A 25,155-nucleotide genomic window follows, 5' to 3' on the forward strand; every position below is an offset into this window, starting at 1 on the left:
GGCACCGATTCTAAATCGGGTCGGCGCGTGCGTTGCCGGGGGCAGGGGAGTATCGTCCCTGCTTTCGCGGTTTTCGTCGTTCTGTCACAGATGTCCCCCTCCCTGAATACCGGCACTTTTGCCCGCGCGCTCGCCGAGAACGTTGCGGCCCATGATTTCTGTTTCCTGCCGTCGGCACAGGTACGCGACGCGCTGTCCAGCCTGCGTTCCGGCTGGCGCGCCGACTGGGACGTATTCGCCGCCAGCTGGGGCGATCTGGAAACGGATACCTATATGGCGGACGGCGGCCGCTACCGTCGTCGCCGTTACGCGGTGCTCAGTGCGCCGGCCGACGGATTGCGCATCCAGTTCGAGCCGCACCAGCCGCATTACCAGAGCCTGGACTACAACACGCTGAATGGCGGCGTCGAGCGCCACTTCGAGCCGGTACGGCCGCAGGTGCTCGGCGGCTCGACCATGCAGACGGTGGCGCAGTTCGGGCTGGCGGTGTTCCAGCGCCTGCATCCGGGCCACGACGCGCACATCGAGGTACATCAGTTCCGCATCGAAGCGCGCGCTGACGGCGAGGGCAAGCCGACGCCCGAGGGCGTGCATCGCGATGGCGTCGATTTCGTGCTGGTCATGATGGTGCGGCGGGAGAACGTCGAAAGCGGCACCACGGAAATCTTCTCGCCCGAAGGCAAGCGTCTGGACAGTTTTACGCTGACGGCGCCCTGCGACGCGGCGCTGGTGAATGACCAGCGGGCGCTGCACGGTGTGACGCCCATCCATCCGCTCGATCCGTCGAAGCCGGCCTGGCGCGACGTGCTGGTCGTGACCTACCGCCGGCGTCCGCCGGCGCAAGGCTGAGCATGTCGGACCTGAACGATCCGCGCGTTTTCTTCGCCGCCGAACGCACGCTGCTCGCGTGGTCGCGCACCGCGCTTGCGCTGATGGCCTTCGGTTTCGCCATCGAACGCTTCGCACTGTTCGTCGCGATGCTGGGCAATCAGAAGACGCTCAACGGTGCGCCGCACGGCTTGTCTTTCTGGATAGGCGTCGCGCTGATCGCACTGGGCTCGATTTCAGTGACGCTGGCGGTCGTGCAGTACCGGCGCGTGCTGGCGACCCTGAAGCCGGTGGAAATTCCCGACGGCTACATGAGCGGGCTCGCGTCGTGGACTTCGCTCGCGGTCGCGGCGATCGGTGTTGCGCTGATCGCACATCTGTTCACTTCAGCCTGAATTTCCGGTTTTTTCGCGGAAACAGGTGGCAGGTGAGGCGTTTCTGATCAATGCGTTGAGAGGTTCTTCTTTTATATTGATGTAAGTTCTGAAAACAGTAATTTTCAGAACTATCAATATCGGGGATGTCGGTGCGTTCGATGGGTTCGAAGCACTCGAAACCGCCACACATCCTCGATCGAGTGCTGTTCCCGTCTGGTCCCTGCGGCCTCGCGACTACGGCCGGAACGGCTGGATTCCGCTGCCTACGTAGATCTGCGAGACCTGTCCGTCCTCGCCGGCTGAAAAGCTGACCGGTACATTCGGCGGAATGTCGGCCAGCTTCAGTGCCTTGCGCACGTTGCCGCGACCGTCGTCGATGAAGATGACCGTGTTGGCGTTCGCCTTGTAGCGCTTGCCGCCTATCATCAGTGTGCCGGACGCGCTGTCCACGCTGCCGACCGTGCCGCGCGATTCGTACAGCGACGGATTGGCGATCGGCGACAAAGGTTCGGCCGCGTGCGCGCCGCCGGTGACCAGGCACATCAGTCCGGCAATCAAGGCTTTCATCGTCAGTCCCTCAGTATCTCTTTCCACGACACGCGTCCGGATCGCAGCCCGTCCGACACGCGGCGTGTCTGCGCATTGCCGTCAGATCCACCCACGACCTGCTGCTTGCCCAGTTGCAGCGGACTGCCCGGCAGGCTGTCCGTGCTGTAACCGCTGCCGACCACCTTGCGGTTAGTCCCGTCGCCATTGGCCAGATTGACCTGGTCGCCGGCATCGACGCCGCCATCGCGGTTGAAGTCGAACACATCGAAGTCCTGGCGGCCGCCAGTGAATGGATTCACACCCAGTACCCAGCCGCGGCCGCCCGGCTCGCAGGGATCGTCACTCGGGATGAGGGTGCTCGCGAACAGCGTGCTGGCGCCCAGCACCGGTGCGAAAACCATGCGTTCTCCTTCGGCACCGGCGGTCGGCGAGGTCAGGTCGATGTACCAGCCGCGCTTGTTGGTCATCGTGCTGCCGCCCGTCGTGTCGCCCGGCTTGGAAATGACGCGATAGCGGTCGCCCTGCCCCGTCGCGCCCTCCTCCAGAATGACGCGTTGCGCCAGATTGCTGCGGCTGGCGATGGTGCTGCCGGTGTCGTTCAGCCCGTACCAGGTCTGCGTTGCCGTGGTGGACAGGTCGCCTGTCGACAGATAGCGGCCGGTGCCGAAGAACACCCACAGCTTGCGGTCGGCCGGATTGAAACCGACGCTCACGCCGCCGGTGATCGGCTGCACCGCATTGCTCGCGCTGCGCGCCGTGAACAGCGGATCGGGTGCGGCCGTGGTGCCGTAGGCCACGCGCCACTGCGCCGGCGCAGCATTGCTCAGGTCGAACTTCCACAGATTGCCGAGCAGGTCGCCGCCATAGACGAAATCGGTGTCGCCGTCGCGATCGACGTCGACGCCCTCCACCGCGGCCAGGCCGTTCGGCGTACCGCTGGAGCCGCGCAGCGTGTCGATGCGCGCAAGCAGCGCGCCGTTCGAAATGTTCAGCACGAACAGCTCGGCGCGCGCATTGGTGCTGTTGTAGCCATTGCCGACGACGACCGCCCAGTTGCCGTCATTGAGCCGGGTGATGACCGGCGTGCCGGTGGTCTGGCCGAGGCTGGTGTGCGTAAATTCCCACAGCACCTTGTTCGCGGCGAAGCCGTCCGGATTGGTGATGTCGAGCGCGTACACGCTCTTGCCGCCGCGCCCCTGCGTGCCGACCAGCACCGTGCGCCACGCGCCACCGAAATACACCTCGGCGACGACGGCCGAGCCATCGTTGATGAATTTGTGCGCGTAATCGGTGTTCGCCAGCGTCTTCATCGTCGCCAGCGCGCCGCTGGGCACGAAGGCGAAGCGCTCGTCACCGGTGCGCGCGTCGAAGGCGTGCAGCATGCCGTCGTTGGCCGCGACATAGACCATTTCGCGTCGCGATGCGACCGCCGCGCGGTGGTCCTGGTAGGTGCTGGCGCCGGTCCAGCCGAAGCGGTCGAGTCGCAGATCGGTCACTGCGCCGACATAGAGCGGCGCCGAATTCACGATGTCGCCCAGCACTGATGAACGGTTGCGGTAACTGCCGCCGTTGCGCGCCTCGCCGGAGGTCACGCCACGCAGGTAGTCGAGGACGGCCGACGAGCCGAGCGTGGTGCGCTGCGCCGCCGTCAGGTTGGCCCACTGGAACGGAATGCCGGCGGTGCCCGACCAGGTGTAGATGGACCGACTGGCCGGCGTCGGCAGGTGCTCGGACGCCTTCCAGCTCGGGGTGCTCGCCAGCGTGCCGTCGGTCAGGATGCGCGTCGCCCACAGGTCGCCCGTCCAGTCGCCGCCGACGAAACGGGCCTGGAACAGCAACGTGTTCGACGTGACCGACGTACTGGTTGCCGCCACCGTGCCGCTGGAGGCTACCCGCTCGCCGATGTCGGTCAGCATGGCCGACAGTCCGTCGATGAACTGCGTGGGATTGGACGCATTCACGAAGCCACCGCGGCCGTTCAGGCTGGCGTGCCAGAGGTCGTCCAGCTTGGCGGGTGAGCTCAGCGTCGGATTCGGCCAGGTCTTGGTGCCGGCGGTGAGCGCCGGCAGATCGGTGGCCGGGTTCAGCGTGCCACTGGTGCCCAGCGACAGGCCGAAGGTGACCATGTGCTGCCAGTTCGCCGGGTCGCGGCTGCTGGTCGGAACATTGTTGGCGATGCCGGTACGCAGATCGCGCTTGTAATAGTGCATCGCGACGTCCGCCAGCGTGTTGCTGTGCGTGTCACGGTAGGGCAGCGGCTCGCTGCCGTCCGCATTCTGGCTGCCCGCCGGCAGCGAAAACGTGTCGCCCCAATAGCCGTCGGTGGTCAGGATGGTGAAGGACTGCCGGCAGGCCAGCGGATTGGTGTAGGCCGCGTCCTTCCACGGGTCGTCGGTTCCTGTCTTGTTCTCGAAGTAGTTGCCGGCCCAGTTCAGTGCCGTGCGCAGCGGTGTGCCGCTGGTGCTGATGTCGGTTTCGAGCAAACGCTGGAACCAGGTTTCGCGATTGCTGCCGCTGAACGTTCCGCTGGTCGGTATCAGCAGTTGCCCGTCGCCGTTGATGGTGCGGAAACCCACCCGGTAATTGGTACCGAGCTGGCCAAAGGCGATCGACGCGCCGGCACGCGCCGCGAGGATGCGACTGCGGTAGTAGCTGAACCAGTTGGCGAAGTTCTGTGTTTCCTGCGCAACCGTGCGGGTGACGCCATTGGGCCAGCTGAAGCTGGTGATCTCGCCCTCTGCTGCGGTGACCGGGTCGCGCTTGTAGGCCCGCGTGCCGCGGATCTGGTACTTGGTGTAATTGGCCGCACTGACCCGCGAGCCGCTGCCCCGATAGATGAAGAAGGTGATCGGCTGGAAGGTCTGGTTGCACGGCGGACCGCAGGCGTAGCTCGCGGAATTCTGGTTGGTGTTCGACGTGTTGGTGAACCAGTACGCCGATTGCGTCTGCGACGCAGTGAGATTGAGCGTGCCGCGAGAGGTGTCGGACGGGTTGTAAGGTGCCGCCGTCGGGGACACGTCGCCGAAGCTGACGCCAGTGTGGCGTATCCAGGGCTTGTAGGTTGTCTGCGGGTTGTAGAACACCGCGTTGTTGTCCGGTGACCGGCTGAAGAAGTTGTGGATGTTGTTGTCCTGGAAGGTCGGCACCTGCGAGGTATAGGTGTTGCCGCCGTACAGCCCGAACGGGATTGGAAACAGATAGTAGGCCGAATAGAGGTTCTCGTCCGGCATGACTTCCCACTGCATCGAGCCGGAGTCGTCGAGCAGGAACATCAGGTTGGGCGCGACCGCGCTGCCCACCATGATCGGTGCGTCAGCGATATCGACCGCCGCGCGCAAAGGCTGCCCTGCAAGGCAGGCCAGCAGCAGCGCAGCGAGGAAGCGGTAGAGGACGGGAAGCGGGTGCATGGTCATGGCCGGTAAGTGGTCTGCAGCAACACCGAAGGTCGGCCGGACACCGGTGCGCTGCGCGCCGTGATGCGGTAGCGCGGTTTCAGGCAGTCGGCGGCGATGGTGGTGACCGTATCGCAGTCGGGCGTGGACGGCCAGATACCGAGATCCTCGATGATGTATTGCGGCGCGCCAGCGGCCTTGGCGCGCGTGTCGGCGTCGGCTCCCTCCCACCACACCGAGGCGCTGGCCCAGACCGTCGCGGCCGCCTCCCATCGATTGGCGAAATCCTCGGCGCCCGGCGAAGGCTTCGGGTAGAGGCCGCTGACCGTGCCGTCGAACGGCCCGGCCGTGCCTGTGGCGAGCAGCGCCTCCGCTTCGCGCAGCGCCGATTCGGCGGCCTGGAAGGCGATCGCGCGGTCGTACAGATTGGCACTCATGCGCTCTTGCATGCCGGTGCCGCGCATGCTGGCCAGACCGAGCAGCGTGATGGCGATCAGCAGCATCAGCGCCACCACCAGGGTGACGCCACGCTGCGCATGCGGCTGACGGGCGCTCATGACATCCGGTTCCTGAGCGTGACGACGTGCGTCATCGTCCGGCGCACGCGGTCGGTCACTGCTGCGGGGCGATCCGGTTCCTCTATCGTCAGACGCATGCGCACACCGGTCACCGCGTTCCAGTCGGTCACCGCCGATGCAGCGACGTAGGCGCTGCCGCCCTCGATCAGATAGTCGAGCTGCAGGTCGATCACGCCGTCAAGCACCTCTTCGGTCACCAGCGATAGCGTGCCGGCCTCGTTCTGCGGCGCTACGCGATAGAGCGATCGCGATGTCGTCGATGTACGGCCGGTGTTCCCCACATACCAGGCCAGGGACTCCAGCCGCATCACCACGGCGTTGGCCTCGAAGCGGTAGGTCTGACCGGTTTCGCTGCAGTCGGGCGGATTGGCGAAGCCGAGACCGCGCGAGCAATTGCCCGGCGAGCCGCCGATGCCGTGCGACGCCGTGCTCGCGTCGGCTGCAGACACCTGGAAAAGGCTGGCCTGACTGAAATTGCAGACAATGGCCAGATCGCCGGCCGACAGCGCGCTGTTGCGCGGACTGAGCGTCAGCAACTGGCTGCCGGTATCGTGGTTGGCCACCGTCTGCGGCTGGCTGCCGCTGCGCATGATGTGCAGCGCCGCGGTACCGGCCACGCGCTGACCGACGCCCGAACCGAAGGCCGCGCCGGCGAAGGCGTCGCTGCCGCCGTAGCCGCGTATGCCGCCGTTCCATTGCGTCCACCACAGCGACGACGGATTGGTCAGCACATTGACGAACTGCAGCGCGCCGCCGCAGGAATTGAGCCCGGCTTCGCGGATGTCACGGGCCAGCAGTTCGAATGCGGTGCGCGTCGATTCCTGGATGCGCGACAGACCTTCGGTCGTGTCGTAGGTCTGCCGGTTGCTCAGCATCAGCGCGATCGCGGCGCCGATGATGAACAGTCCGAGCGTGAGCGCGATCATCAGCTCGATCAGCGTGCTGCCACCCTGCCCGCGCCTGATCACAGCCGAGCCTCGATGCTGAAGGTCTGGTTGCTCAGGCCGCCCTGCACCCGGCTGTCGTCCCAGCGCACGCTGATGACACAGCTGGCGGTCGCCCCCGCGCTGCAGGTCACGCCGCCACAAGCGGACGGACCCATGCTGGTCTGCAGATCGGCCAGCCAGGCCGCGAGTTGGGTCTCCGGAAAGGTCGATCCGCCCGGCGACGCACAGTCGTCGTCGAGGGCGAGGTTGTAGCTGCCGGCGCGCGCCGCGGTAACGTCGGCGCGCAGGCGGTCGATCATCGTATAGGCCGCCATGACGGCCGCACTGCGCTCGTAGGAGCTCTGATTGGAACGCAGCGAGGCCATCTGCAGCGCGGCCATGCCGAGCATGCCGATGGCCAGCACGAAAATGGCGACCAACACCTCGATCAGCGAAATGCCGGACTGCCCCGCAGGCGCGCGCATCAGACGTCCTCCGGCGCGGCGCAAGCGGCCGAGGTGGCGCGCGCCACGCTGACGCGGCTGCCACCGCCCAGCCGGACGTCGCGCGCGTTCTGCTGCATCGTCGCCGATGCCTCGCACAGCCGCAGCGTGGCCGTTTGCAGCAGGGTCTGGCCGGGCGCGCGCGCGAGGCCGTCGGGTCGGAACACAATGCGGTTACCGGCGCCGGCAAGCGCATTGCCGGACACGGTCTGAAGAAGGTTGCCGTGAAAGACGTGCGTGCGGATGAGCACCTCGTCCGGATTGCTCGCCGCGTTCGGGTTGTAGGTGCCGCTGCCGTCGGCATCGACGAATACCATCCAGCCGGCCCAGCGCCCGGCGCCGGCCACGCAGCCGGTGGCCGCGGCGACCGTGCCGCCGTCGGTCGCTGCGCGGCAGAGGATGACGCGCCGGTTCACGCGTATCGCCTCGGTGCGCGTCTGCCCGAGCGCGGCGACCAGTTCGTTCGCCTCGCTGGCCAGACGGTTAAGCATGATCAGCGACTGGAAGGACGGCACCGCGAACGCAGCGATCACGGCCAGGATGGCGACCGTGATCATCAGTTCCAGCAGCGTGAAACCCGACTGTGGATGGGGGCCGGACATGTGCGACGAGGTGAGGGACGATCAGTCGTATACGGCCTGCCCACCTTGCAGCTTGAGCGTCCCCTCGCTGGCGGCACGCCGTTCCGTGTCAATTTCGGTGTCTGCCACTCACTTCCAGCAGGCCGACACACCGGCCGCGGTCGAACAGCGCGCAGCCGAACCGGACGCGCCCTTGGTGCCCGTCTGGTTCAGCGTCAGCACGCAGCCGCACTTGCTGTCGTTATTCAACTGGGCGTTGAGCGGCGTCGCAGTGATCGCGAATGCGCGTGGTGTGTCGTCGTCGATGTCGGACGCGAAGGTGTAGAAGCCCGCCAGGTCGGTGACGCACTGTCGGGTATTCAGGTTGGTGCCGCCGCCGACGTAGGACAGCGTGGTGGTGAAAAAGCGTTCGAGCGCCTGCGCCTGTTCGGACAGGCAGGCGGCGGCCGTCGCGCGCCGGCTGTCGATCACGTACTGCGTGTAGTTCGGATAGGCAATCGCCGCGAGGATGCCGATGATGGCGACCACGATCATCAGTTCGATCAGCGTGAAGCCGCGCTGCAGGCGAGTGTTGTTGGCAGTGTTCATCTGTGTGTATTCCGTGTCAGTCGGCGATCAGTTCGCGCCAGGAAATCCGGCCGAAGCGGTCCTTAAGGTTCAGGCGCTCGCGCAGGATACCGAGATCGGTGGGGTTAATAAGCGCGTCCGAGAGTCCCACCTTCGTCCCGCCGCTCTGGTTGCTCGAGCTGCCTTCGTTGCGCACGAGGATGGGGCTGGAGGGCATCGAACCGGTACTGACCGCGCTGACGTAGTAATTGGTGCTCGAATCGCCCGAGGTCACGGTCACTTGGCTCCTGCTGGCGAACAGGTCGCTGTCGAGGCGGCTACCGGTATAAGGATCGATCGCCATCAGCCAGCCGGAGCCGCCCGGTGTGCAGGGATCGTCGGCCGGAATCGCACTGGTCGCGAACAATGCACCGCCGAAGGCCTGCACGCCGTAGATCATGCGTTCGCCAGCTGCCGTGCCGGAGGGCGGCACAAGATCGAGATACCAGCCCTTGCGGATGTAGGTGCCGTCCGCATCGATGACCCGGTCGCCACCTGTCGTGTCACCCTGGGCGGAAATGACCCTCACCTTGACGCTCTCGCTGATCGTTTCGGTCTCGCCCTCGGCGTTCTCCGTCTCCGTCGTTGTCGTCTGCGTGGTTTCGACCAGCACAACGCGCTGGGCGAGATCCGAGCGGCCGCTCACCGGCGAGGTGGCCGCATTCGCGTAATTATCGTAAAGACCGTACCAGGTCTGCAGTGCGGTACTGGAGCGATCGGTGTCGCCAAGGAACTGGCCGGTGCCGAAGGACACCCAGCGCGTGCCGGTGGAAGGATCAAGCAATACCTCAACCCTGGAGGTGATCGGCTGCGGCGTCCCCGATCCGTTGCGCGCGCGGAACAGCGGCAGCGGCGACGTATCGGTGCCGAAGGACACCTTCCACTGGGACGGCGTGTCCGAGGTAACGTCGAAACGCCACAGATTGCCGCGCAGATCACCGGCATAGACGTAATCGATGTCGCCGTCGCTGTCCTCGTCCCAGGTCGTCACTTCGCCCAGACCGTTGCTGACGCACGGGTCATCGGTCTCCGGGCAGGCGCCGGTGTCGATCTTCTGTATCAACGCACCGGTCGTCGCATTGACGACGAACAGGAAGCCCTTGTACTCATTGCTGTTGTAGCCGTTGCCCACCAGCACCGCCCAGTCGCCGTTATTCATCCGGCCAACGACCGGCCTGCCGGTGAATTTTCCAAAGTCAGCGTCCGAGAATTCCCACATGACGCGCCTGCCGGCCGGGTTGTCGGCCGGGATGGACGGATCGCTGACATCGAGCGCATAGAGCTGACGCCCGCCTCGGCCGGTGGAACCCACCAGCAGCGTGCGCCATGCGTTCGCGGTACCGGCGTCATAGACGTCGGCCACAGTCAGTGCGCCGTCGTGGATGAACTGGTGGGTGTAGCTGGGCCGGGTCAGCTGATACATCTGCGCCAGCGACGACGACGGTACGTAGGCGAAGCGCTCCGCACCCGTACTGGCGACGAAGCCGTGCAGCATGCCGTCGTTGGCTGCGACGTAGAGCATCGGCGTGCGGTCCGAACGCAGTGTCCGGTGGGTCTGATAGGTATCGGCGCCGGGCCAGGAAAAGCGCTCGTAGGCGAAGTCGTCCGGCTCCGCCACATAAACTGGCGACGAATGCACGATGTCGCCGATCAGCGAAGAGCGGTTGCGGAAGGTACCGCCTTCGCTCGACTCGCCGCTGCGCACGCCCCGCAGGTAATCGAGCACGGCGCTGTTGTTGCCCAGGGTGGCCTTCTGCGCGTCGCTGAGCTGGTCCCACACGAAAGGGACCGCAGTGCTGCCATTGCGTGTGTAGATGTTGCGGCTGGCCGGCGCCGGTACCCGTTCCGAGGCACGCCACTCGGGTTCGGTGGGAATTTCGCCGTCACTGCCGATCAGGAAGGAAAAGATGTCACCGGTCCACACCTCGCTGGTGAATCTCGCCTGGAACACCCGGCTGCCCTGCCGCAGCTGGGCTGAGGACACGCCGAGGTTGGACGACGATGCAGTACGCGCGACGATGGAGTCCAGTGCGCCCTTCAGGCCATCTGCAAATTCCTGCGGGTCACCCGCGTTAACGAACTGGCCGCGGCCGTTGATCGTCGCGTGCCACAGGTCGTCGAGCTTGCCGGCGTCGGTGGAAATGCTCGGCCAGGATATCTCGCCGGAGGTCAGGCGTGCCAGATCGGTTGCCGTGTTCAGCGAGCCGGTCAGACCGAAGGACACGCCGAAGGTGTTCATGTGCTGCCGGTTGTTGCCATCCTCCGGAGTGGTCGGCACGTTGTCGTCGATGTCGGGCTGCAGATCGGTGTCGTAGTAGTACATCGCGATGTCTGCGAGCGTGACCGACTGCGTATCGGCGTAGGGCCGCCCCTTGGTGCCGTCGGCATTGCCAGCGGTGGCGTAGATCGTACTGTTGTCGTTGTAATAGCCATCGGTGGTCAGAATGGAAAAACTCTGACGGCAGCTCAGCGGTGCGCCGCCGACGTTCGGCCCCCAGGGCGCCGAGGTCGAGAAGTAGGCGCCAGCGTTCCACAGCGATACGCGCAGCGGCGTGTTGCCGTCGGCCACGGCGTCGAACAGGCTGGTGAAGAAATTGCTGCGATTCGTGTCCGAGAAGGTGCCGTCGGTCGGGATATCCAGCCATCCCGTCGTGCCGTTGATGGTGCGGAAACCCACCCGGTAGTTCTGCCCCAGCGTGGAAAAGGCGTAGCTCACCCCGCCTTTCGCTGCATTGATACGACTGCGGTTGTAGGTGTACCAGTTGGCGAAGTTCTGCTTTTCCTGATCCAGCGTGCGCGTGATGCCGCCCGCCCAGCTGAAGCTGGTTACCGCGATTTCGGTGCCATCCGCCATGTCCTTGCGAGTGGCGGCAGCGCCAACGATGCGATAGCGGTAATAGTTCGCCCGCTCGTAGATCGATCCTGTGCCCTTGTGGACGAAGAAGGTCATGGGTGCGTAGGTCTGGGCGCAGGTGTCGTCCGGTTGCGTGTTGCCGTCGGGTCCGTCCGGGCAGGAGAAGGTGCGCGGCACCGCCGCCGAACTGGCGGAGAACGTCGTGGCCGTCGTATTCGTCCGCCAGCGGAAGGTGTGCGTCTTTTCCGTCGTCAGGTCTATCGTTGTGGTGGCCCCCGGACGGATCGGCGCGGCCGTCGGTGAGGACTGGGCATAGCCGGTTCCGTCCGCGTTCGTCCAGGTACGGTAGGTGACGTTGGGGTTGTAGTAGATGCGGTTCAGCGACGACGACCTGAGCGCCAGATTGAAAATGTTCAGATCGTCGTAATCCGGCATGTACACGCTGGTGCTGCCCGTATTGCGCATCGCCAGTTCGAAATCCCAGATGTCGCGGAAGTAGTCGGGCAGCGTCTCGTAAAGCATTGACCCCGAGTTGTCGAGAATCATCATGACATTCGGCGCAGCGGTGACATTCAGCACCAGCGGCAGATTCGAAATCTCGGTCTGCGACATTGCCGGCGCCGACGCAAAAGCCGATAGCACTGCGGCACTCAGCGCGTGTTTGCGCCAGCTGGATCGAGAGGGGATTGCGCTCATGATGCGTACTCCGAATGGACTCACGGCCGGTAGTTGGTCTGGAGGATGACGTTTGGAAGACCATCCAACGGAGGCATGCGGGCGGTGACGCGATAGCGCGGCCCACGGCAATTGGTGTTACCGCTCTGACCACAGCCGGTACCGTCCTCCGACTGCCCCATGTACTCGATGATGTATTGCGGCTGGCGGTTCACTCCGCCCAGCCGCGCCTTCATGTCGTCGTCGACGCTGCCCCACCAGGTGGTGGCGCTGGCCCAGGTCGTGGCCGGGTCCTTCCAGCGTTCAACGTAGGTCGCACTGGAAGCCGAGGGCGTTTCGCTCTCGGTGGCCGATTCGGTGGCCGACGGCCCGGGGGCTGCACAGCTGAGCTTTCCGCTGGGCGAAATCAACGGATTAAGGTTCGCGGGGCAATAAAATCCGGCGCCGTTGGTTACCAAAGTATTGATGGTGATCTGCGCCTCAGCCTCGCGCAATGCCGATTCAACGGCCTGAAAGGCAAGACTCCGGTCATACAGATTGGCACCCATGCGTTCCTGCATGCTGGTGCTGCGTATGCTGGCCAGGCCGAGCAGCGTCATCACGACCAGCATGACCAGCGCGATCAGCAGGGTCGCACCACGCTGACGGGCCCCGAGATGAAGATGGACTTTCATGGCACACGATTCCTCAGATTGACCACGTGTGTAAGCGTGCGTGTCAGCCGCGGCTGCGTCGTGCTGGTGGTCGTGCCGGATTCCGGTGACTCGATGGTGAGAGTGATCTCGATCCCCGTAACGAGGCGCCAGTCTTCGACCTTGTTCGAGCCCGATGCAAAACGGTATGAATCATCGCGGTCGTACATGTAGCGGAACTGCATGTTGCGCACCCCTTCGACCACCTCCTCGACCACCGGAGCTGCGTTCCCGGCGCCATCGTTGACGACGCGGATGCGGTAAAGAGAGGTCGGGCTGCTCTCGCTGCCGGTGCGGTTGTTGTTGCCGACGAACCAGGCAACAGGTTCGAAGCGCATCACCTGGGAACCCGGCTGGAAGTTGCGGGCGACCGCGGAGGTGCACAGGGCGCGGAAGCCCAGCGTATTCGCGCAATTACCTGGAGTCACGGCGACATCGGCGCGCGAAGCGTGTGAAACCGAGTTCGTGCCGGCATCCACGCCGGTCACCTGGAACAGGGTCGTGTCCTCGTAGTCACAGACTACGAGCAGATCCCCTGCCACGAATCCGTGGCTCTGCCCGCCCGGCTTCTCCAGCGCGATTGAGCGAGCCGGCACGGTCAGCCCGGCGAGTGTCGCTTCCGCAGCGGACGCGTTATGTACCTTGACTGGAAACGCGGTGGTCGATGCGTGCATCAGTTCGATCATGTCGGTGTTGGCAACCCGGTTCTCCAAGGCCGAGCCGAATGCAACCGCCGTCGATACATCGCCGTCGTCGAATCCGCGCAGGCCGCCCGTCCAGTCCGTCCACCAGCGGGAGGTCGTCGGGTCGGCGAGCAGGTTCATCACCCGTACGCCGCCACTGCAGGCATTGATGCCGGCGGCGCGCAGGTCGCGCGACATCAGGTCGAAGGTAATGCGCGTCGCCTCCTGCACCCGCGCCAGCGCCTCGGTCGTGCGGTAGGACTGGCGGTTGCCCAGCATCAGCGACAATGCACCGACCGATACGATCAGCCCCAGTGCGAGCGCCACCATTACCTCGACCAGCGAAATACCGTGCTGCTTGTGTGTATGCCGCCTCATATGCGTACGTCCACTTCAAAAATCTGCGCCGCTGCGCCGCCCTGCACCCGACTGTCGTCCCAGCGCACCGAAATGCGGCAGAACACCGGGTCGCCCGCGCAGTTAATACCGCCGCAGGCCGCGTCGCCGAGATTTGTCGTCAGTTCGCCAAGCCAGAGCCGAACATCCACCGATACGCGATCCGTGCCTTCCGGCGCCGTGCAGGCCCCCGTGGGCAGGGCGCGGTTATAGCTGCCGTCACGTTCCCAGCGCTGGTTGCTGCGTATGCGTTCGACGATGGAATTGGCGGAGATCACCGCAGCATTCCGTTCGAACGCGCTCTGGTTCGCCTTCATCGCCATCGTCTGCATGCCGGCAATGCCAAGCATGCCGAAGGCAAGCACAAACAGCGCAACCAGCACTTCGATCAGCGACACACCGGCCTGCTGGCGTGCGTCGACGGGCTTGTTCATGGAGCCTCCTCCGCTTCTTCCACCACTGTCGTGACACCACAACTCGCATTGCCCCCTCGCGTGACTGCCATGCGGCTGCCGGACAGCAGGGTCACGTTGCGCGCATTGGCGGTAACGGCAAGCGCGCCACTGCTGTCACAGACACTGATATCCGCAGCCTGCAATGCGAGCGAACCCGGTGCCCGCGCCAGACCGTCGGGCCGGAAGGCAATCCGGTTACCGGCAGCGCGCAGAGGTGCATCGGAGATCAGGTTCAGCGTGTTACCGGTGATCACCTTCTCGCGAAGCTGCGGCTCTCCCGCATCAAACACACCGTCGGCGTCGTTATCGACAAAGACGAACCAGCCCTGCCATGGTTGCGTATCGGCCGTCGTGACGCAGCCTGACGCGGTGTTCACCGTTCCCGCCGAGATCGTTGCACGGCAGAGAACGACGCGGCGCTGCGTGCGCACCGCCTCCGAGCGCGCGAGATTCAGTCCGGCGAGCAGCTCGTTCGCCTCCGACGTCAGTCGGTTCGACGCGATGAAGCTCTGGAACGCAGGCAGCGCGAAGGCCGAAATTATGGCGAGCAGCGTCACCACGATCATCAGTTCGATCAAGGTGAAGCCGTGCTGGGCTGACCTGGCAGGAATCATGAGCTGCACGTCCATGCGGAGAATTTGTGACTTGAGGTTAAATCAGCGCCGCTGCAATCTCGACCCGGCGATGACGAACGGCAGAAGTCATTGCCCGAACGGCGCCGCGCCGACCGTTCGCGTGAAATGCGTCACGCGCCCGCGGCACCCTGCTCTGCTGCACAATGCGCACCGGACATCACAGGCACTTTCCTCATGACGACGCCCGATCACGCCACCACCGGCAAACTGACCGAACATCCGCTGCGCTACAAGCTGAACAACGAGCTGCACGCCCGTCCGCCGGTGCCGGTCACGCATCCGCAGCTGGTGTCCTACGTGGCGCTGATGCACGACGGCGTACGCGAGGACGACGAATTGCGGCATCTGCAGGCGTTGGCCGATGCCTACGCGCGCCCGCTGCCACTGGCCGAGGGGGGTCACCTGCAGCTCGACCTCGGTGACTTCAAGCTGAAGTGGGAGCGCCACAACGAATTCTCCAGCTACGCCTTCTTCCGCACGCCGGCGGAGGGCGAAGACAGCGCCCGCGGCGCCTTGGCCTCGGTGCCGACCCACTGGTTCGACGGCCTGCCTGGTTCGCTGATGGTGGCCACCCATATCGAATTGCGCTCCACCACCGAGTTGCCGCCACGCAGCGTGATGGACAGGCTGATCGCCAGCGGGCGGCAGGCGGTCGGCGCCCAGGTGTCGGATGGTGCCGCCTGGGTGTTCACCGACTTCATGCTGACCGACGGCTGGTCGCGCTACACCGTGCTCGATGAGCGGCTGACGCCGCGTCAGGCTGGGCGTACCGTACAGCGGCTGCTGGAGATCGAGACCTACCGCATCATCGCCCTGCTCGCCTTCCCGGTGGCCAAGGACGTCGGTCGCCTGCTCGGTCGCGCCGAGGGCGAACTGGCCAATCTGATGGACGGCATGGGCAGCGCGTCCAGCGCCGAGGACGAACGCAGCGTGCTGTCGCACCTGACGCGCCTCGCGGCAGAAGTCGAGCACTCGGTCGCGCGCACCACCTTCCGCTTCGGCGCTGCCCAGGCCTACTACCGGCTGGTACGGAGCCGCATCGCCGAACTGCGCGAACAGCGCATCGAAGGCTTCCCCACCATAGGCGAGTTCATGGACCGCCGGCTTGCGCCGGCGATCTCCACCTGTGAGGCGATTGCCCGGCGCCAGGACGATCTGTCCGGTCGCGTCGCGCGCAATTCGCAACTGCTGCGTACCCGGGTCGACATCGAACTGCAGCGGCAGAACCAGGAACTGCTGGCGCAGATGAACCGGCGCGCGCGTCTGCAGTTGCGTCTGCAGGAAACAGTCGAAGGGCTGTCTATCGTCGCTATCACCTATTACGCCTCGCAACTGGTGCAGTACCTGGCCAAGGGCGTGAAGCATCTGCTGCCGCTGAGCCCGGAGGCGATCACCGCGATCTCGATTCCGGTCATCGCCGGTCTTGTCGCGCTCGGCCTGCGGCGCATGCGCCGCAAGCTCGCGGCGGAAGAAGGCGCGCACTGAGCGAGCACTCCCGGAGGGAGGCGCCGTAACAAGTCGGTCGCGGCAACCACGGCCGACGATGCGCTCGGCATCGGTGCGCGCGCACCGACGGTGTGCGTCGTGCAGCGGTAGACGCGGCCTTTCCCGCGCAGGAATGCGGAAGGCGACGGGTGGCCTGGCTCTTGCATGAGCGCGATCATGAATACGCTCACGCTTCCAGACCCGACCGCGCAGGCCTCCGTCTCCGTCCGTCTGCGTCTCCCGCTGTCGACTTCGCTGCATGGCGCTTTTGCCATCGTGCTCGCCTTTGCCGCCGGCTGGCTCGCCAGCCTGTCAGGCTGGGCGGCGACCGCTGCGCTGCTGCCGCTCGCTGCAAGCGTGTTCTGCCTGGCACTTCAGCGCCGACGCGAGGCGCGCGCCCAACAGGCCCTGACCCGCTTCGCCATGGCGCTCGAAAGCGGTGATCTGACGGCCCGCCTGCAGCCCGGCAGCATCGACGCCCCGGCGCTGCTGGAAAGCATGAACAGCATGGCGCGCTCGTTCGTCCGGCTGATGACTCGACTGTCGCGCGCGGTACGCGAGCTGGAGCACTCGGCGCGCGAGAGCAGCGCCAACGCCCAGGCCGGTGACAGCGGTGTGCGCTCGCAGCGCGAAGTCACCGTCGGGTCGGCTGCCACGCTTGAACAGCTGTCGACCAGTCTCGCCCTCAGTTCCGAACAGGCGGGCGACGCCGCCGCAATGGCGCGTGCCGCACACGAGGCGGCCGGCGACGGGATGCGTACCGGCAGACAGCTGGGCCATCGCATGGATGACATCGCCGCCGACATGCAGACGGCCGGTGAGCGCATGACCCGGCTCGACGCCTGCTCGATCGATATCGGCGGCATCGTCGGCACCATCGCCTCGATCGCCGAAAAGACCAATCTGCTGGCACTCAATGCTGCGATCGAGGCAGCGCGCGCCGGTGAGACCGGGCGCGGCTTCGCCGTGGTGGCCGACGAAGTGGGCAAGCTGGCCGGCCTGACCCGGCAGGCGACCGACGAAGTTCAGGCGCTGATCGAACGTCTGCAGGGTGAAGTATCGGCCGTCAGCCAGGCATTGCGCACCGCTGGCGACGAAGTCGCGCAGGGCGCGGCCGACACGGCCACCGTGCTCGCCGGCCTGCAGCACATCGCCGCCCAGATCGACACCACGCTGCACGCGGTGACCGAGATCGCCCAGGCCAGCATCGAACAGAGCCGCGCCGCCGAGGCGTTGGCGCGCGACGTCGAACAGGTCGCCGACCTTGCCGAACGGAATGAGCACCTGGTGCATGACAACCAGGAACTGTCGGGCTATCTCGAACAGATGGCCGGACAGCTCGGCGATACGCTCAAAACCTACCGCTTCGAGCCGACATGCTGAACGCGCTCTTCATCTCCACCGCGCTGATCGTGGCTTTGGCGCTGCTGTCCTGGCACCGTCGCAGAACGGCCTCGCTGACTGCGCATACGGCACTGCGCGCGCTCGACGACTGTGCGCTGCTGCTGCAGCTGGTGCGCACGCTGCAACAGCACCGCGGCATGAGCGTCGCATGGCTGGCCGGCGACGCCAGCTTCGCCCCGCAGATGCGGCAACGGCAGCAGGAGATCGATCGCTGTGTCGCGGCGCTCGACGGCACCGTGCGCGCCGAGGGGGCGATGCCGCGTGCCTGCCTCACCCACAACGAACTGATGGTGTTCCGCTTCCAGTGGCGCGAACTGATCGAGCTGCTCGGCAATGGCGGTCTGTTGCCCGAACAGAGCCTGAGCCGCCATGGCCAACTGGTGTCGCGCGCGCTGGAGTGGCTGGACGCGCTGGGTGAAAGTCGGGTCGAACTGGGCGCGGCCGGTCGCGTCGATGCGGGCCGCGTACGCAACCACGTCGCGAGTCTGCCGGCGCTGGCCGAATACCTCGGTCAGGCCCGCGCCATCGGCACCGGCGTCGCGTCGCGCGGTCAGTGCGCGCCGGTGGCGCGCGTACGCCTGATGTTCCTCGCCGCACGCATCGATGCGCTGGTCCGGCAGGCACTGGCTGCGGCCGACGGCAGCCGCGCCGCAATCGAGGCCGGACGCACTGTGGGCGGCATGATGACGACCTTGCGCCGCAATCTGCTGGGCGAGACAGGCGGTATCACCGCCCAGGCCTGGTTCGCCGAAGCGACCTGCGCCATCGACAGCGTGTATGCCTGGGTCGATGAATGTGGTGTCGAACTGAGGCGAGAACTGCAGGCGCCGACTCCGCTGCTGCAGGCCACCATGGCGGCGCACTGACCGCTTGTGCGCAGGGAGAGACCGCGGATTCGCCGGGAGTGCCTTCCTCCGTAGCTGATCACGCGTGCCAATTTTAGGCGAGGCTTTGGCCCGGCCATCGCCGCTGTCGGGGTCAGAAGACCCCTCCCACAGAACCTCGGCCAAGGCTCCGGCTGCGAGTCTGGCGCCCTCCCTGTGGGAGCGGCCTTGGCCGCGATGCGGCTGACGCAGACCGCCGGCTTCGTTTCAGGCATCCGTCGCGCTCAGCAGAGCGCTTCCACAAACCACGCTAATCCAGCTCGCGCAGCCGCGCGAATGCCTCTTCCAGCCGTTCCAAGGGTATTACAGTCAGCCCCTCGATCGCCTGCTTCGGTGCATTGGCGCGCGGGATGAGCGCATGCGTGAAGCCGAGCTTGGCTGCCTCGCGCAGACGTTCCTGACCGCGCGGCGCGGGCCGGATTTCGCCGGCCAGACCGACTTCGCCGAAGGCGATCAGCTTGGCTGGCAGCGGCCGGTTCTTCAGCGACGACACGATGGCCAGCAGCACCGCCAGGTCGCCTGCCGGCTCGCCGATCTTTACGCCGCCCACGGCGTTGACGAACACGTCCTGGTCAGCGCAGGTGACGCCTGCGTGCCGGTGCAGCACCGCCAGCAGCATGGCGAGGCGCGCGCTGTCGAGACCGACGGTGAGCCGGCGCGGATTGCCGTGCGCACTGTCGACCAGCGCCTGTATCTCGACCAGCAGCGGCCGCGTACCTTCCTGCGTCACCAGCACGCAGGACCCGGGCACCGGCTGAGCGTGCTGCGACAGGAACAGCGCCGACGGATTCGACACGCCGCGCAGCCCGCGCTCGGTCATCGCGAACACGCCCAGTTCATTGACCGCGCCGTAGCGGTTCTTGAAGGCGCGGACCAGGCGGAAGCTCGATCCGGTCTCGCCTTCGAAGTAGAGCACGGTATCGACGATGTGTTCGAGCACGCGCGGCCCCGCCAGCGTGCCTTCCTTGGTCACGTGGCCGACCAGGATGAGGCTGTGCCCGGCCTGTTTGGCCGCACGCGTGAGCTGGGCCGCGCATTCGCGAACCTGGGCGACCGAACCGGGCGCCGACGTGAGCTGTTCGGAATAGACGGTCTGGATCGAGTCGATCACTACCACGCGCGGTCGCGTATCGTTCAGCGCGGCGCCGATCTTTTCCAGATTGATTTCGGCCAGCAGCTGCATGCCGGCCGGGTCGAGCGCCAGCCGCTGCGCGCGCAGCGCCACTTGTTCACCCGATTCCTCGCCGGTCACGTAGAGCGCCGGTACGCGCGGCGCGAGTTGGGCCAGCGCCTGCAGCAGCAGCGTCGACTTGCCGATGCCCGGGTCACCACCGATCAGCACCACGCCGCCCGGTACCAGGCCGCCGCCCAGCACACGATCGAACTCGTCCAGCCCGGTGGGCAGCCGCGGCTCTTCGCGCGGCCGGATGTCGGCCAGCGCCTGAACTTTCGCGGTGCCGGCGAGCGAGGCGAAGCGGTGCGCGCCGGTGCCCTGCTCCGGCACCGTTTCGACCAGCGAATTCCAGGCCTTGCAGTCGGCGCACTGGCCGGCCCACTTCGGGCTGACCGCGCCGCATTCATTGCAGACGTAACTGGTTTTGGGCTTTGCCATCGAGGTCAGCGGGCGAGCGCGACGGTCGGCTGCGGTTCGTTCAGTTCGGCCGTACCGATCTCGACCGCCGGCACGCGCAGGGCCAGCGCGCACACCAGCTCGTAATTGACGGTGCCCGCGCGCAGGGCGACTTCGTCCAGCGATACGTGCTCGCCCCACAGTTCGACCACGCTGCCGAGGCCGGCTTGCGGGATGTCGGTCAGGTCGACGGCGATCATGTCCATCGACACCCGGCCGACCAGCCGGCTGCGCACACCATCGACCGCCACCGGCGTGCCGCTCGGCGCGTGACGCGGATAGCCGTCGGCGTAGCCGCAGGCCACGGTGCCGACGCGCATCGAACGCTCGGCCGTGAACATGCCGCCGTAGCCGACACGATCGCCCGGTTGCAGGTGCTGCACCGCGATGACCCGCGCCTCGAAGCGCATGACCGGCTTCAGGCCGATGTCGGCTGCCGTGGCGTGGGCCGTGGCCGGACTGGCGCCGTACAGCAGGATGCCGGGGCGCACCCAGTCGGCGTGCGTCTGCGGGAAGCGCAGCAAGGCGGCGGAGTTTGCCATCGACACCGGACCGTCGAACTGGGCGGCCAGCGGTGCGAAACGCGCGAACTGGGCATCGACACCGCGCTCGCCGTCGGCGTCGGCAAAATGGGTCATCAGGCCGATCTGCCCCGCGTGCGGCCAGGCGCGCAGGCGCGCCAGCGCGGCCGGCACTTGGGCCGGCGTAATGCCGAGCCGGTTCATGCCGGTGTTGACCTTCAGAAAGAGCGGAATGCGCGCGCCGGTCGGCAGTTGCGCCGATTCGAGCCAGTCGAGTTGCTCCAGCGTGTGCACCACGGTGGACAACTTGCGCGCCGCGATCTCCGGCAGGTCCTTGGCGCCGAAGAAACCTTCGAGCAGCAGGATGGGCTGCACGATGCCCGCTTCGCGCAGGCGGACGGCGTCCTCGAGGTCGAGCAGCGCGAAGCCGTCGGCCAGCGTCGCCAGGCCGCGCGCGATGCGCATGATGCCGTGACCGTAGGCGTTGGCCTTGATCACGGCCCACATCTTGGCGCCGCCGGCAAGTTCGCGCGTACGCAGGTAGTTGTGGCGCAGCGCATCGAAATCGATGCAGGCGTGGATGGGACGGAAAAGCGGAAAGGGTTCGGTGTAGTGCGGGCGCGACATGAGGGGCGTTCGGCGGGAACTGCGAGCTGCGAAGCCCCGGATTGTACTATCGGCGCTGCGACAGCCGGGTTGCCGCGAACTCGCCGAACTGTTTCGCCATATAAGTACGGAAGCGTTCCGACGGGTACAGCAGCGTCATGTGCCGTACCAGCCGCGGGCGCAGCGGCACCGCCACCAGCAGTCCGAGACTGGTTTCGTGGCGGATGGCGGCCTGCGACAGGATGGCGTAGGCCAGCCCCCGCTCCAGTACGCCCTTGACCGAGGACAGGCGGTCGAGCTCGAACGCCAGTGGCAGCTTGGCCGGATCGACGCCGCCGCGCGACAGGTAGTTCTCGAGCAGCGCACGTACGCTGCCCGCGTCGCGCCCGGCACAGGGGTGCAGCAGCAGGTGTTCGGGCGTCACTTCCTTCAGCTTGGCGAGCGGGAAGTCGGGCGAACAGACGACCACCAGCTCGTCCTCGGCACAGGGTTCGACCATCACCTGCGAGCCGCCGCGCCCAAGGCCTTCGACGATACCGATGTCGAGCACGCGCTGGTCCACCATGTCCTCGATCACATCAGGGTTGTCGACGGTCAGGCGCGGCACCACGTTCGGATGGGCGATGCGGAATTCGGCCAGCACCGGCGGCAGATGGTATTCGGCGACGGTGGGCGTGGCGCCGATCAGCAGGTGGCCGCGCAGGTCGGTGGCCATCGCCTGCAGTTCGTTCTCGAGATTGGCGAAGAGGTCGAGGATACGGTCGGCGTAGTCCTTCACCTTGACGCCTTCGGGCGTCAGCGACACGCGGCCGTGGGCGCGCTCGAACAGCCGGGTGCCGAAATGCTCCTCCAGCTGCTTGATCTGGAAAGTGACCGCAGGCTGGGTCATCTGCAACAGTTCCGCCGCGCGCGTGAACGACATCTGGCTCGCTGCTGCGTGAAAGACTTCCAGCCTTCTATCGGGCATTTTTCCCTCTATATAAGTGACGCCTGCCCTCGTGGTTATAGACCAAGTCGGGGTTGGCGGGTAAACCAAAATGCGTCAGTGGACGCGAAGCGACAGCAGCGCTACGGATGCCGAAATCGTGTTGCGGCGCGACAGGATACGCTTTGTGACACGAAGCGCGGGGGCGGCAAAGGCGTCAAGGGGTTCATGGTATAAAGGCGCACTTTTTTCGCCCGGCCGGCGGCCCGATCCGGCTGCAGACGTTCGATGCCTTTCGGCTTCTACATCATCATGGCGGCGCAGTTCTTCTCTGCGCTCGCCGACAATGCCCTGCTGGTCGTTGCCATCTATCTGCTGAAGGACATGCAGGCGCCGGGCTGGCAGATTCCGCTGCTCAAGCTGTTCTTCACCATTTCCTATGTGGCGCTGGCCGCGTTCGTCGGCGCCTTCGCCGACTCGATGCCAAAGCGGCGGGTCATGTTCATCAGCAACATGATCAAGGTGGGCGGCTGTGCGCTGATGTTCGGCTGGGTGCACCCGCTGTTCGCCTACGCCGTCGTCGGGCTTGGCGCGGCCGCCTATTCGCCGGCCAAGTACGGCATCCTGACCGAGTACCTGCCGCACCGTCTGCTGGTCGTCGCCAACGGCTGGATCGAAGGCCTGACGGTCGGCGCCATCATCCTCGGCGTGCTGATGGGCGGTCTGCTGATCGATCCGTCACTGAGCGCGCGCCTGCTTGCCATTGACCTGCCGCTGATCGACACCGGTCTGGACACCACGGTAGAGGTCAGTCTGATCATCGTCGGCGGACTGTACGCACTTGCAGCATTCTTCAACCTCTACATTCCGGACACCGGCGTACCGATGAAGCCGCTCCACGCCAGCCCGGTCGCACTGCTCGTCGACTTCAGCCGCTGTTTCACCGGTCTGTGGCGGGACAAGCTGGGGCAGATTTCGCTGGCGGTCACCACGCTGTTCTGGGGAGCGGGCGCCACGCTGCAGTTCATCGTGATCGACTGGGCCGACCGCGCACTCGGCATGGGTCTGTCCCAGGCATCCAAGCTGCAGGGCGTGGTGGCGGTGGGCATTGCCATCGGCGCAGTGATGGCGGCGCGCCGCATTTCCCTCCGCGCCTCGGTGCGGGTGATTCCGCTCGGTATCGCGATGGGCGTACTGGTGCCGCTGATGGTGCTGGTGAGCAATCTTTGGCTGGCGGTACCGCTGCTGGTGCTGATCGGCGCCTGTGCGGGTTTCTTCGTGGTGCCGATGAATGCGCTGCTGCAGCACCGCGGTCACATGCTGATGGGTGCCGGCAATTCGATCGCCGTGCAGAACTTCAACGAAAACCTGTCCATCCTGATCATGACCGGGCTTTACGCCGCCCTGCTGGCGGCCGGCCTGTCGGTCTATATCGTCATGATCCTGTTCGGCGCGTTCGTCGCGGCGACCATGTACGCGGTGCGCAAATGGCACCACGCGAATCAACGCCGGCACGACGACGTCGCGCAACTGGACGACGGCGCGATCCACTGAGCGTCGCCGTCCGCTGCACCTCGGTCAGCCGCGCGGCACCCAGGCACCGTCGTCACGACGACAGGCCGTCCCTTTCGACGTATCGCTGCGACCGTTTGCCTCGCCGCGCAGCGTGTAGCTGCGACAGCCCTCCCCGCTTGCCTTGCCCGGCGTCAGCGTGTAACTGACGCCTTCCGACAGCCAGCGCACCGGCTTGCCGTTGTCGGCCAGTTCGAGTGCGTGACCGATGCAGGCGCGGTCCGCCTCGTCGAGGTCGCGACCGATGCGGGCACCGATCAGCGCGCCTATCGTGGTGCCGAGGACGATGGCAACGAGGCGGCTGTCCCGGTCCGATACCGCCGAGCCGACCAGACCACCCACCGTCCCGCCAAGTGCTGCGCCGACCGCTTCGCGGTTGCAACGGCCGGAGCGGATACCGTAGTCGTCGTTCCACTTGTAGCCGGTATAGCCGACGTAGTGCGGATCGTTCTTCTTGCGCCAGCCGTGCGCCGGCGCATGGGCTGGCGGCTGGGCAAGAATCGGCGCTGCAAACGCGGTCAGACTGAGGGCGATTGCGAAGTTTCTAAGGGTGTACACGTGGGGACTCCGGATGAAAGTGGCGCGATGCTAGCGCCGGCCTGATACCGACGCTGTCAGACGACGCTGGCACGCGCGAAGCACAGATCCTCCCAGGCCCGCGCCTTGTCCTGCGGGTTACGCAGCAGATAGGCCGGATGGTAGGTCACCACCACCGGCACGCCCTTGCGCTCGAACAGACGGCCACGCGCAGCGGCAATCTTGATCTCGCCGCCGAGCAGTGTCTGTGCGGCAGGCCGGCCGAGCGCGACAATGATGCGCGGCCGGATCAGTTCGATCTGGCGATCCAGATAAGAGTGACAGGTCGCGATCTCGTCCGCCTCGGGTGTGCGATTGCCGGGCGGCCGGCATTTCACCGCGTTGGCGATGTAGACCTTGTGGCCGCGCGCCAGCCCGAGTGAGGCCAGCATCGCATCGAGCAGCTTGCCAGCCTGGCCAACGAAGGGCTCGCCGCGCGCGTCCTCTTCCGCGCCCGGCCCCTCGCCGACGAACAGCCAGTCGGCTTCGCGGTCGCCCACGCCGGGCACCGCCTGCGTGCGACGCTCGCTCAGGCGGCAGGCCTGGCAGGCGCGGATGCGCTGTTCCAGTTCGTCCCAACCCAGCCCCTCGGCCGACACACTGGCGGACGGTGCGGCGACCGGCGTCACCACGGGCGTGACAGGTCGCGCGGGTGCAGCGTCGACGCGCACCGGAGCGGCTGGCGGCGGCGCCTCGACCGGTGCCTGAGCGTTCGGCAGTGCCTCCACCGCGGTCAGCTGCGGCGACGGCGAAGCGCGATCGCGCCACAGCGGTGCGATGCCCATTTCGCGCAGCATCGAATCGCGGCGGCTCATCGCGGTG

The 25,155-nt window shown here is 66.0% G+C and carries 23 protein-coding genes; 6 read left to right on the forward strand and 17 right to left on the reverse strand.

Annotation, left to right across the window (positions count from 1 at the left end):
• The first annotated feature begins 90 nt into the window (after nt 1–90).
• Both AC51BJ_RS19255 and AC51BJ_RS19260 read left to right on the forward strand, forming a co-directional pair.
• A complete protein-coding gene (locus tag AC51BJ_RS19255; RefSeq protein WP_296811407.1) occupies nt 91–849 on the forward strand; it encodes a 2OG-Fe dioxygenase family protein in 759 nt (252 codons plus the stop codon).
• 2 nt (nt 850–851) lie between these two features.
• A complete protein-coding gene (locus AC51BJ_RS19260; protein ID WP_430433998.1) occupies nt 852–1,223 on the forward strand; it encodes a YidH family protein in 372 nt (123 codons plus the stop codon).
• Between the two features lie 216 nt (nt 1,224–1,439).
• Here the strand turns inward: AC51BJ_RS19260 and AC51BJ_RS19265 are convergent, their stop codons facing one another.
• The 12 genes from AC51BJ_RS19265 to AC51BJ_RS19320 all read right to left on the reverse strand — a co-directional run bounded on the left by AC51BJ_RS19265 (nt 1,440) and on the right by AC51BJ_RS19320 (nt 14,724).
• Nucleotides 1,440–1,772, reverse strand: coding sequence for a hypothetical protein (locus AC51BJ_RS19265; RefSeq protein ID WP_496281305.1), 333 nt, complete (start codon nt 1,770–1,772; stop codon nt 1,440–1,442).
• Between the two features lie 2 nt (nt 1,773–1,774).
• Nucleotides 1,775–5,161: a pilus assembly protein gene (locus AC51BJ_RS19270; RefSeq protein WP_496281306.1), complete on the reverse strand. Its 3,387-nt coding sequence runs from the start codon at nt 5,159–5,161 to the stop codon at nt 1,775–1,777.
• A gap of 2 nt (nt 5,162–5,163) precedes the next feature.
• On the reverse strand, nt 5,164–5,703 hold the full coding sequence (locus AC51BJ_RS19275; RefSeq protein ID WP_430433974.1) for a pilus assembly PilX family protein: 540 nt from the start codon (nt 5,701–5,703) through the stop codon (nt 5,164–5,166).
• Entirely contained in the window at nt 5,700–6,692 is a 993-nt protein-coding gene (locus AC51BJ_RS19280) for a prepilin-type N-terminal cleavage/methylation domain-containing protein (protein ID WP_496281307.1), read from the reverse strand. Before AC51BJ_RS19280 ends, AC51BJ_RS19275 begins: the two co-directional genes overlap by 4 nt.
• Nucleotides 6,689–7,135 (reverse strand): type IV pilus modification protein PilV, encoded by a 447-nt coding sequence (pilV, locus tag AC51BJ_RS19285; RefSeq protein WP_496281308.1) that lies wholly within the window; start codon nt 7,133–7,135, stop codon nt 6,689–6,691. Before pilV (AC51BJ_RS19285) ends, AC51BJ_RS19280 begins: the two co-directional genes overlap by 4 nt.
• Entirely contained in the window at nt 7,135–7,755 is a 621-nt protein-coding gene (locus AC51BJ_RS19290; protein WP_496281309.1) for a GspH/FimT family pseudopilin, read from the reverse strand. The genes pilV (AC51BJ_RS19285) and AC51BJ_RS19290 overlap by 1 nt, the downstream gene beginning before the upstream one ends.
• A gap of 108 nt (nt 7,756–7,863) precedes the next feature.
• Nucleotides 7,864–8,322 (reverse strand): type IV pilin protein, encoded by a 459-nt coding sequence (locus AC51BJ_RS19295; RefSeq protein ID WP_496281310.1) that lies wholly within the window; start codon nt 8,320–8,322, stop codon nt 7,864–7,866.
• Between the two features lie 16 nt (nt 8,323–8,338).
• Nucleotides 8,339–11,890 carry a pilus assembly protein gene (locus AC51BJ_RS19300; RefSeq protein WP_496281311.1) on the reverse strand — a complete coding sequence of 1,184 codons (3,552 nt, stop codon included), beginning with the start codon at nt 11,888–11,890 and terminating at the stop codon, nt 8,339–8,341.
• Nucleotides 11,891–11,910: 20 nt separating this feature from the next.
• Nucleotides 11,911–12,543, reverse strand: coding sequence for a pilus assembly PilX family protein (locus tag AC51BJ_RS19305; protein ID WP_496281312.1), 633 nt, complete (start codon nt 12,541–12,543; stop codon nt 11,911–11,913).
• The gene (locus AC51BJ_RS19310; protein WP_496281313.1) at nt 12,540–13,622 is read right to left on the reverse strand and encodes a PilW family protein; all 1,083 of its coding nucleotides are present in this window, start codon (nt 13,620–13,622) and stop codon (nt 12,540–12,542) included. The genes AC51BJ_RS19305 and AC51BJ_RS19310 overlap by 4 nt, the downstream gene beginning before the upstream one ends.
• Nucleotides 13,619–14,074 (reverse strand): type IV pilus modification protein PilV, encoded by a 456-nt coding sequence (gene pilV, locus AC51BJ_RS19315; RefSeq protein WP_496281314.1) that lies wholly within the window; start codon nt 14,072–14,074, stop codon nt 13,619–13,621. The genes AC51BJ_RS19310 and pilV (AC51BJ_RS19315) overlap by 4 nt, the downstream gene beginning before the upstream one ends.
• Nucleotides 14,071–14,724, reverse strand: coding sequence for a GspH/FimT family pseudopilin (locus AC51BJ_RS19320; protein ID WP_496281315.1), 654 nt, complete (start codon nt 14,722–14,724; stop codon nt 14,071–14,073). Before AC51BJ_RS19320 ends, pilV (AC51BJ_RS19315) begins: the two co-directional genes overlap by 4 nt.
• Before the next feature lie 180 nt (nt 14,725–14,904).
• Here AC51BJ_RS19320 and AC51BJ_RS19325 point away from each other — a divergent pair, with 180 nt between their 5' ends.
• The 3 genes from AC51BJ_RS19325 (at nt 14,905) to AC51BJ_RS19335 (ending at nt 18,485) form a co-directional block, all read left to right on the forward strand.
• Nucleotides 14,905–16,215 (forward strand): DUF3422 family protein, encoded by a 1,311-nt coding sequence (locus AC51BJ_RS19325; RefSeq protein WP_496281316.1) that lies wholly within the window; start codon nt 14,905–14,907, stop codon nt 16,213–16,215.
• Nucleotides 16,216–16,392: 177 nt separating this feature from the next.
• Nucleotides 16,393–17,598: a methyl-accepting chemotaxis protein gene (locus AC51BJ_RS19330; protein WP_496281317.1), complete on the forward strand. Its 1,206-nt coding sequence runs from the start codon at nt 16,393–16,395 to the stop codon at nt 17,596–17,598.
• Nucleotides 17,592–18,485: a nitrate- and nitrite sensing domain-containing protein gene (locus AC51BJ_RS19335; protein WP_496281318.1), complete on the forward strand. Its 894-nt coding sequence runs from the start codon at nt 17,592–17,594 to the stop codon at nt 18,483–18,485. The genes AC51BJ_RS19330 and AC51BJ_RS19335 overlap by 7 nt, the downstream gene beginning before the upstream one ends.
• Before the next feature lie 268 nt (nt 18,486–18,753).
• Here the strand turns inward: AC51BJ_RS19335 and radA are convergent, their stop codons facing one another.
• The 3 genes from radA to AC51BJ_RS19350 are packed head-to-tail and all read right to left on the reverse strand — an operon-like array spanning nt 18,754 to nt 22,227.
• Entirely contained in the window at nt 18,754–20,115 is a 1,362-nt protein-coding gene (radA, locus tag AC51BJ_RS19340; RefSeq protein ID WP_496281319.1) for a DNA repair protein RadA, read from the reverse strand.
• 5 nt (nt 20,116–20,120) lie between these two features.
• Nucleotides 20,121–21,281: an alanine racemase gene (alr, locus tag AC51BJ_RS19345; RefSeq protein WP_496281320.1), complete on the reverse strand. Its 1,161-nt coding sequence runs from the start codon at nt 21,279–21,281 to the stop codon at nt 20,121–20,123.
• 46 nt (nt 21,282–21,327) lie between these two features.
• A complete protein-coding gene (locus AC51BJ_RS19350) occupies nt 21,328–22,227 on the reverse strand; it encodes a LysR family transcriptional regulator (RefSeq protein ID WP_304003641.1) in 900 nt (299 codons plus the stop codon).
• Nucleotides 22,228–22,473: 246 nt separating this feature from the next.
• Here AC51BJ_RS19350 and lplT point away from each other — a divergent pair, with 246 nt between their 5' ends.
• A complete protein-coding gene (gene lplT / locus AC51BJ_RS19355; protein ID WP_496281321.1) occupies nt 22,474–23,739 on the forward strand; it encodes a lysophospholipid transporter LplT in 1,266 nt (421 codons plus the stop codon).
• 24 nt (nt 23,740–23,763) lie between these two features.
• Here lplT and AC51BJ_RS19360 read toward each other — a convergent pair whose 3' ends face one another.
• Both AC51BJ_RS19360 and AC51BJ_RS19365 read right to left on the reverse strand, forming a co-directional pair.
• A complete protein-coding gene (locus AC51BJ_RS19360) occupies nt 23,764–24,315 on the reverse strand; it encodes an RT0821/Lpp0805 family surface protein (RefSeq protein ID WP_496281322.1) in 552 nt (183 codons plus the stop codon).
• A 56-nt stretch (nt 24,316–24,371) separates the two neighbouring features.
• Nucleotides 24,372–25,148: a uracil-DNA glycosylase gene (locus AC51BJ_RS19365; RefSeq protein ID WP_496281323.1), complete on the reverse strand. Its 777-nt coding sequence runs from the start codon at nt 25,146–25,148 to the stop codon at nt 24,372–24,374.
• Nucleotides 25,149–25,155: the final 7 nt, after the last annotated feature.

It is taken from the genome of Methyloversatilis sp. S146-33 (assembly GCF_059552495.1).

What these genes read in the sequence shown, in the direction of transcription:
- AC51BJ_RS19260 (WP_430433998.1), top strand. Translation starts at nt 852, where the DNA reads ATGTCGGACCTGAACGATCCGCGCGTTTTCTTCGCCGCCGAACGCACG.
- AC51BJ_RS19365 (WP_496281323.1), bottom strand. Translation starts at nt 25,148, where the DNA reads ATGAGCCGCCGCGATTCGATGCTGCGCGAAATGGGCATCGCACCGCTG.
- lplT (WP_496281321.1), top strand. Translation starts at nt 22,474, where the DNA reads ATGCCTTTCGGCTTCTACATCATCATGGCGGCGCAGTTCTTCTCTGCG.
- AC51BJ_RS19255 (WP_296811407.1), top strand. Translation starts at nt 91, where the DNA reads ATGTCCCCCTCCCTGAATACCGGCACTTTTGCCCGCGCGCTCGCCGAG.
- AC51BJ_RS19295 (WP_496281310.1), bottom strand. Translation starts at nt 8,322, where the DNA reads ATGAACACTGCCAACAACACTCGCCTGCAGCGCGGCTTCACGCTGATC.
- AC51BJ_RS19330 (WP_496281317.1), top strand. Translation starts at nt 16,393, where the DNA reads ATGAATACGCTCACGCTTCCAGACCCGACCGCGCAGGCCTCCGTCTCC.
- AC51BJ_RS19310 (WP_496281313.1), bottom strand. Translation starts at nt 13,622, where the DNA reads ATGAGGCGGCATACACACAAGCAGCACGGTATTTCGCTGGTCGAGGTA.
- AC51BJ_RS19305 (WP_496281312.1), bottom strand. Translation starts at nt 12,543, where the DNA reads ATGAAAGTCCATCTTCATCTCGGGGCCCGTCAGCGTGGTGCGACCCTG.
- AC51BJ_RS19265 (WP_496281305.1), bottom strand. Translation starts at nt 1,772, where the DNA reads ATGAAAGCCTTGATTGCCGGACTGATGTGCCTGGTCACCGGCGGCGCG.
- AC51BJ_RS19275 (WP_430433974.1), bottom strand. Translation starts at nt 5,703, where the DNA reads ATGAGCGCCCGTCAGCCGCATGCGCAGCGTGGCGTCACCCTGGTGGTG.
- AC51BJ_RS19300 (WP_496281311.1), bottom strand. Translation starts at nt 11,890, where the DNA reads ATGAGCGCAATCCCCTCTCGATCCAGCTGGCGCAAACACGCGCTGAGT.
- radA (WP_496281319.1), bottom strand. Translation starts at nt 20,115, where the DNA reads ATGGCAAAGCCCAAAACCAGTTACGTCTGCAATGAATGCGGCGCGGTC.
- AC51BJ_RS19320 (WP_496281315.1), bottom strand. Translation starts at nt 14,724, where the DNA reads ATGGACGTGCAGCTCATGATTCCTGCCAGGTCAGCCCAGCACGGCTTC.
- pilV (WP_496281314.1), bottom strand. Translation starts at nt 14,074, where the DNA reads ATGAACAAGCCCGTCGACGCACGCCAGCAGGCCGGTGTGTCGCTGATC.
- AC51BJ_RS19290 (WP_496281309.1), bottom strand. Translation starts at nt 7,755, where the DNA reads ATGTCCGGCCCCCATCCACAGTCGGGTTTCACGCTGCTGGAACTGATG.
- alr (WP_496281320.1), bottom strand. Translation starts at nt 21,281, where the DNA reads ATGTCGCGCCCGCACTACACCGAACCCTTTCCGCTTTTCCGTCCCATC.
- AC51BJ_RS19270 (WP_496281306.1), bottom strand. Translation starts at nt 5,161, where the DNA reads ATGCACCCGCTTCCCGTCCTCTACCGCTTCCTCGCTGCGCTGCTGCTG.
- AC51BJ_RS19325 (WP_496281316.1), top strand. Translation starts at nt 14,905, where the DNA reads ATGACGACGCCCGATCACGCCACCACCGGCAAACTGACCGAACATCCG.
- AC51BJ_RS19350 (WP_304003641.1), bottom strand. Translation starts at nt 22,227, where the DNA reads ATGCCCGATAGAAGGCTGGAAGTCTTTCACGCAGCAGCGAGCCAGATG.
- pilV (WP_496281308.1), bottom strand. Translation starts at nt 7,135, where the DNA reads ATGCGCGCGCCTGCGGGGCAGTCCGGCATTTCGCTGATCGAGGTGTTG.
- AC51BJ_RS19335 (WP_496281318.1), top strand. Translation starts at nt 17,592, where the DNA reads ATGCTGAACGCGCTCTTCATCTCCACCGCGCTGATCGTGGCTTTGGCG.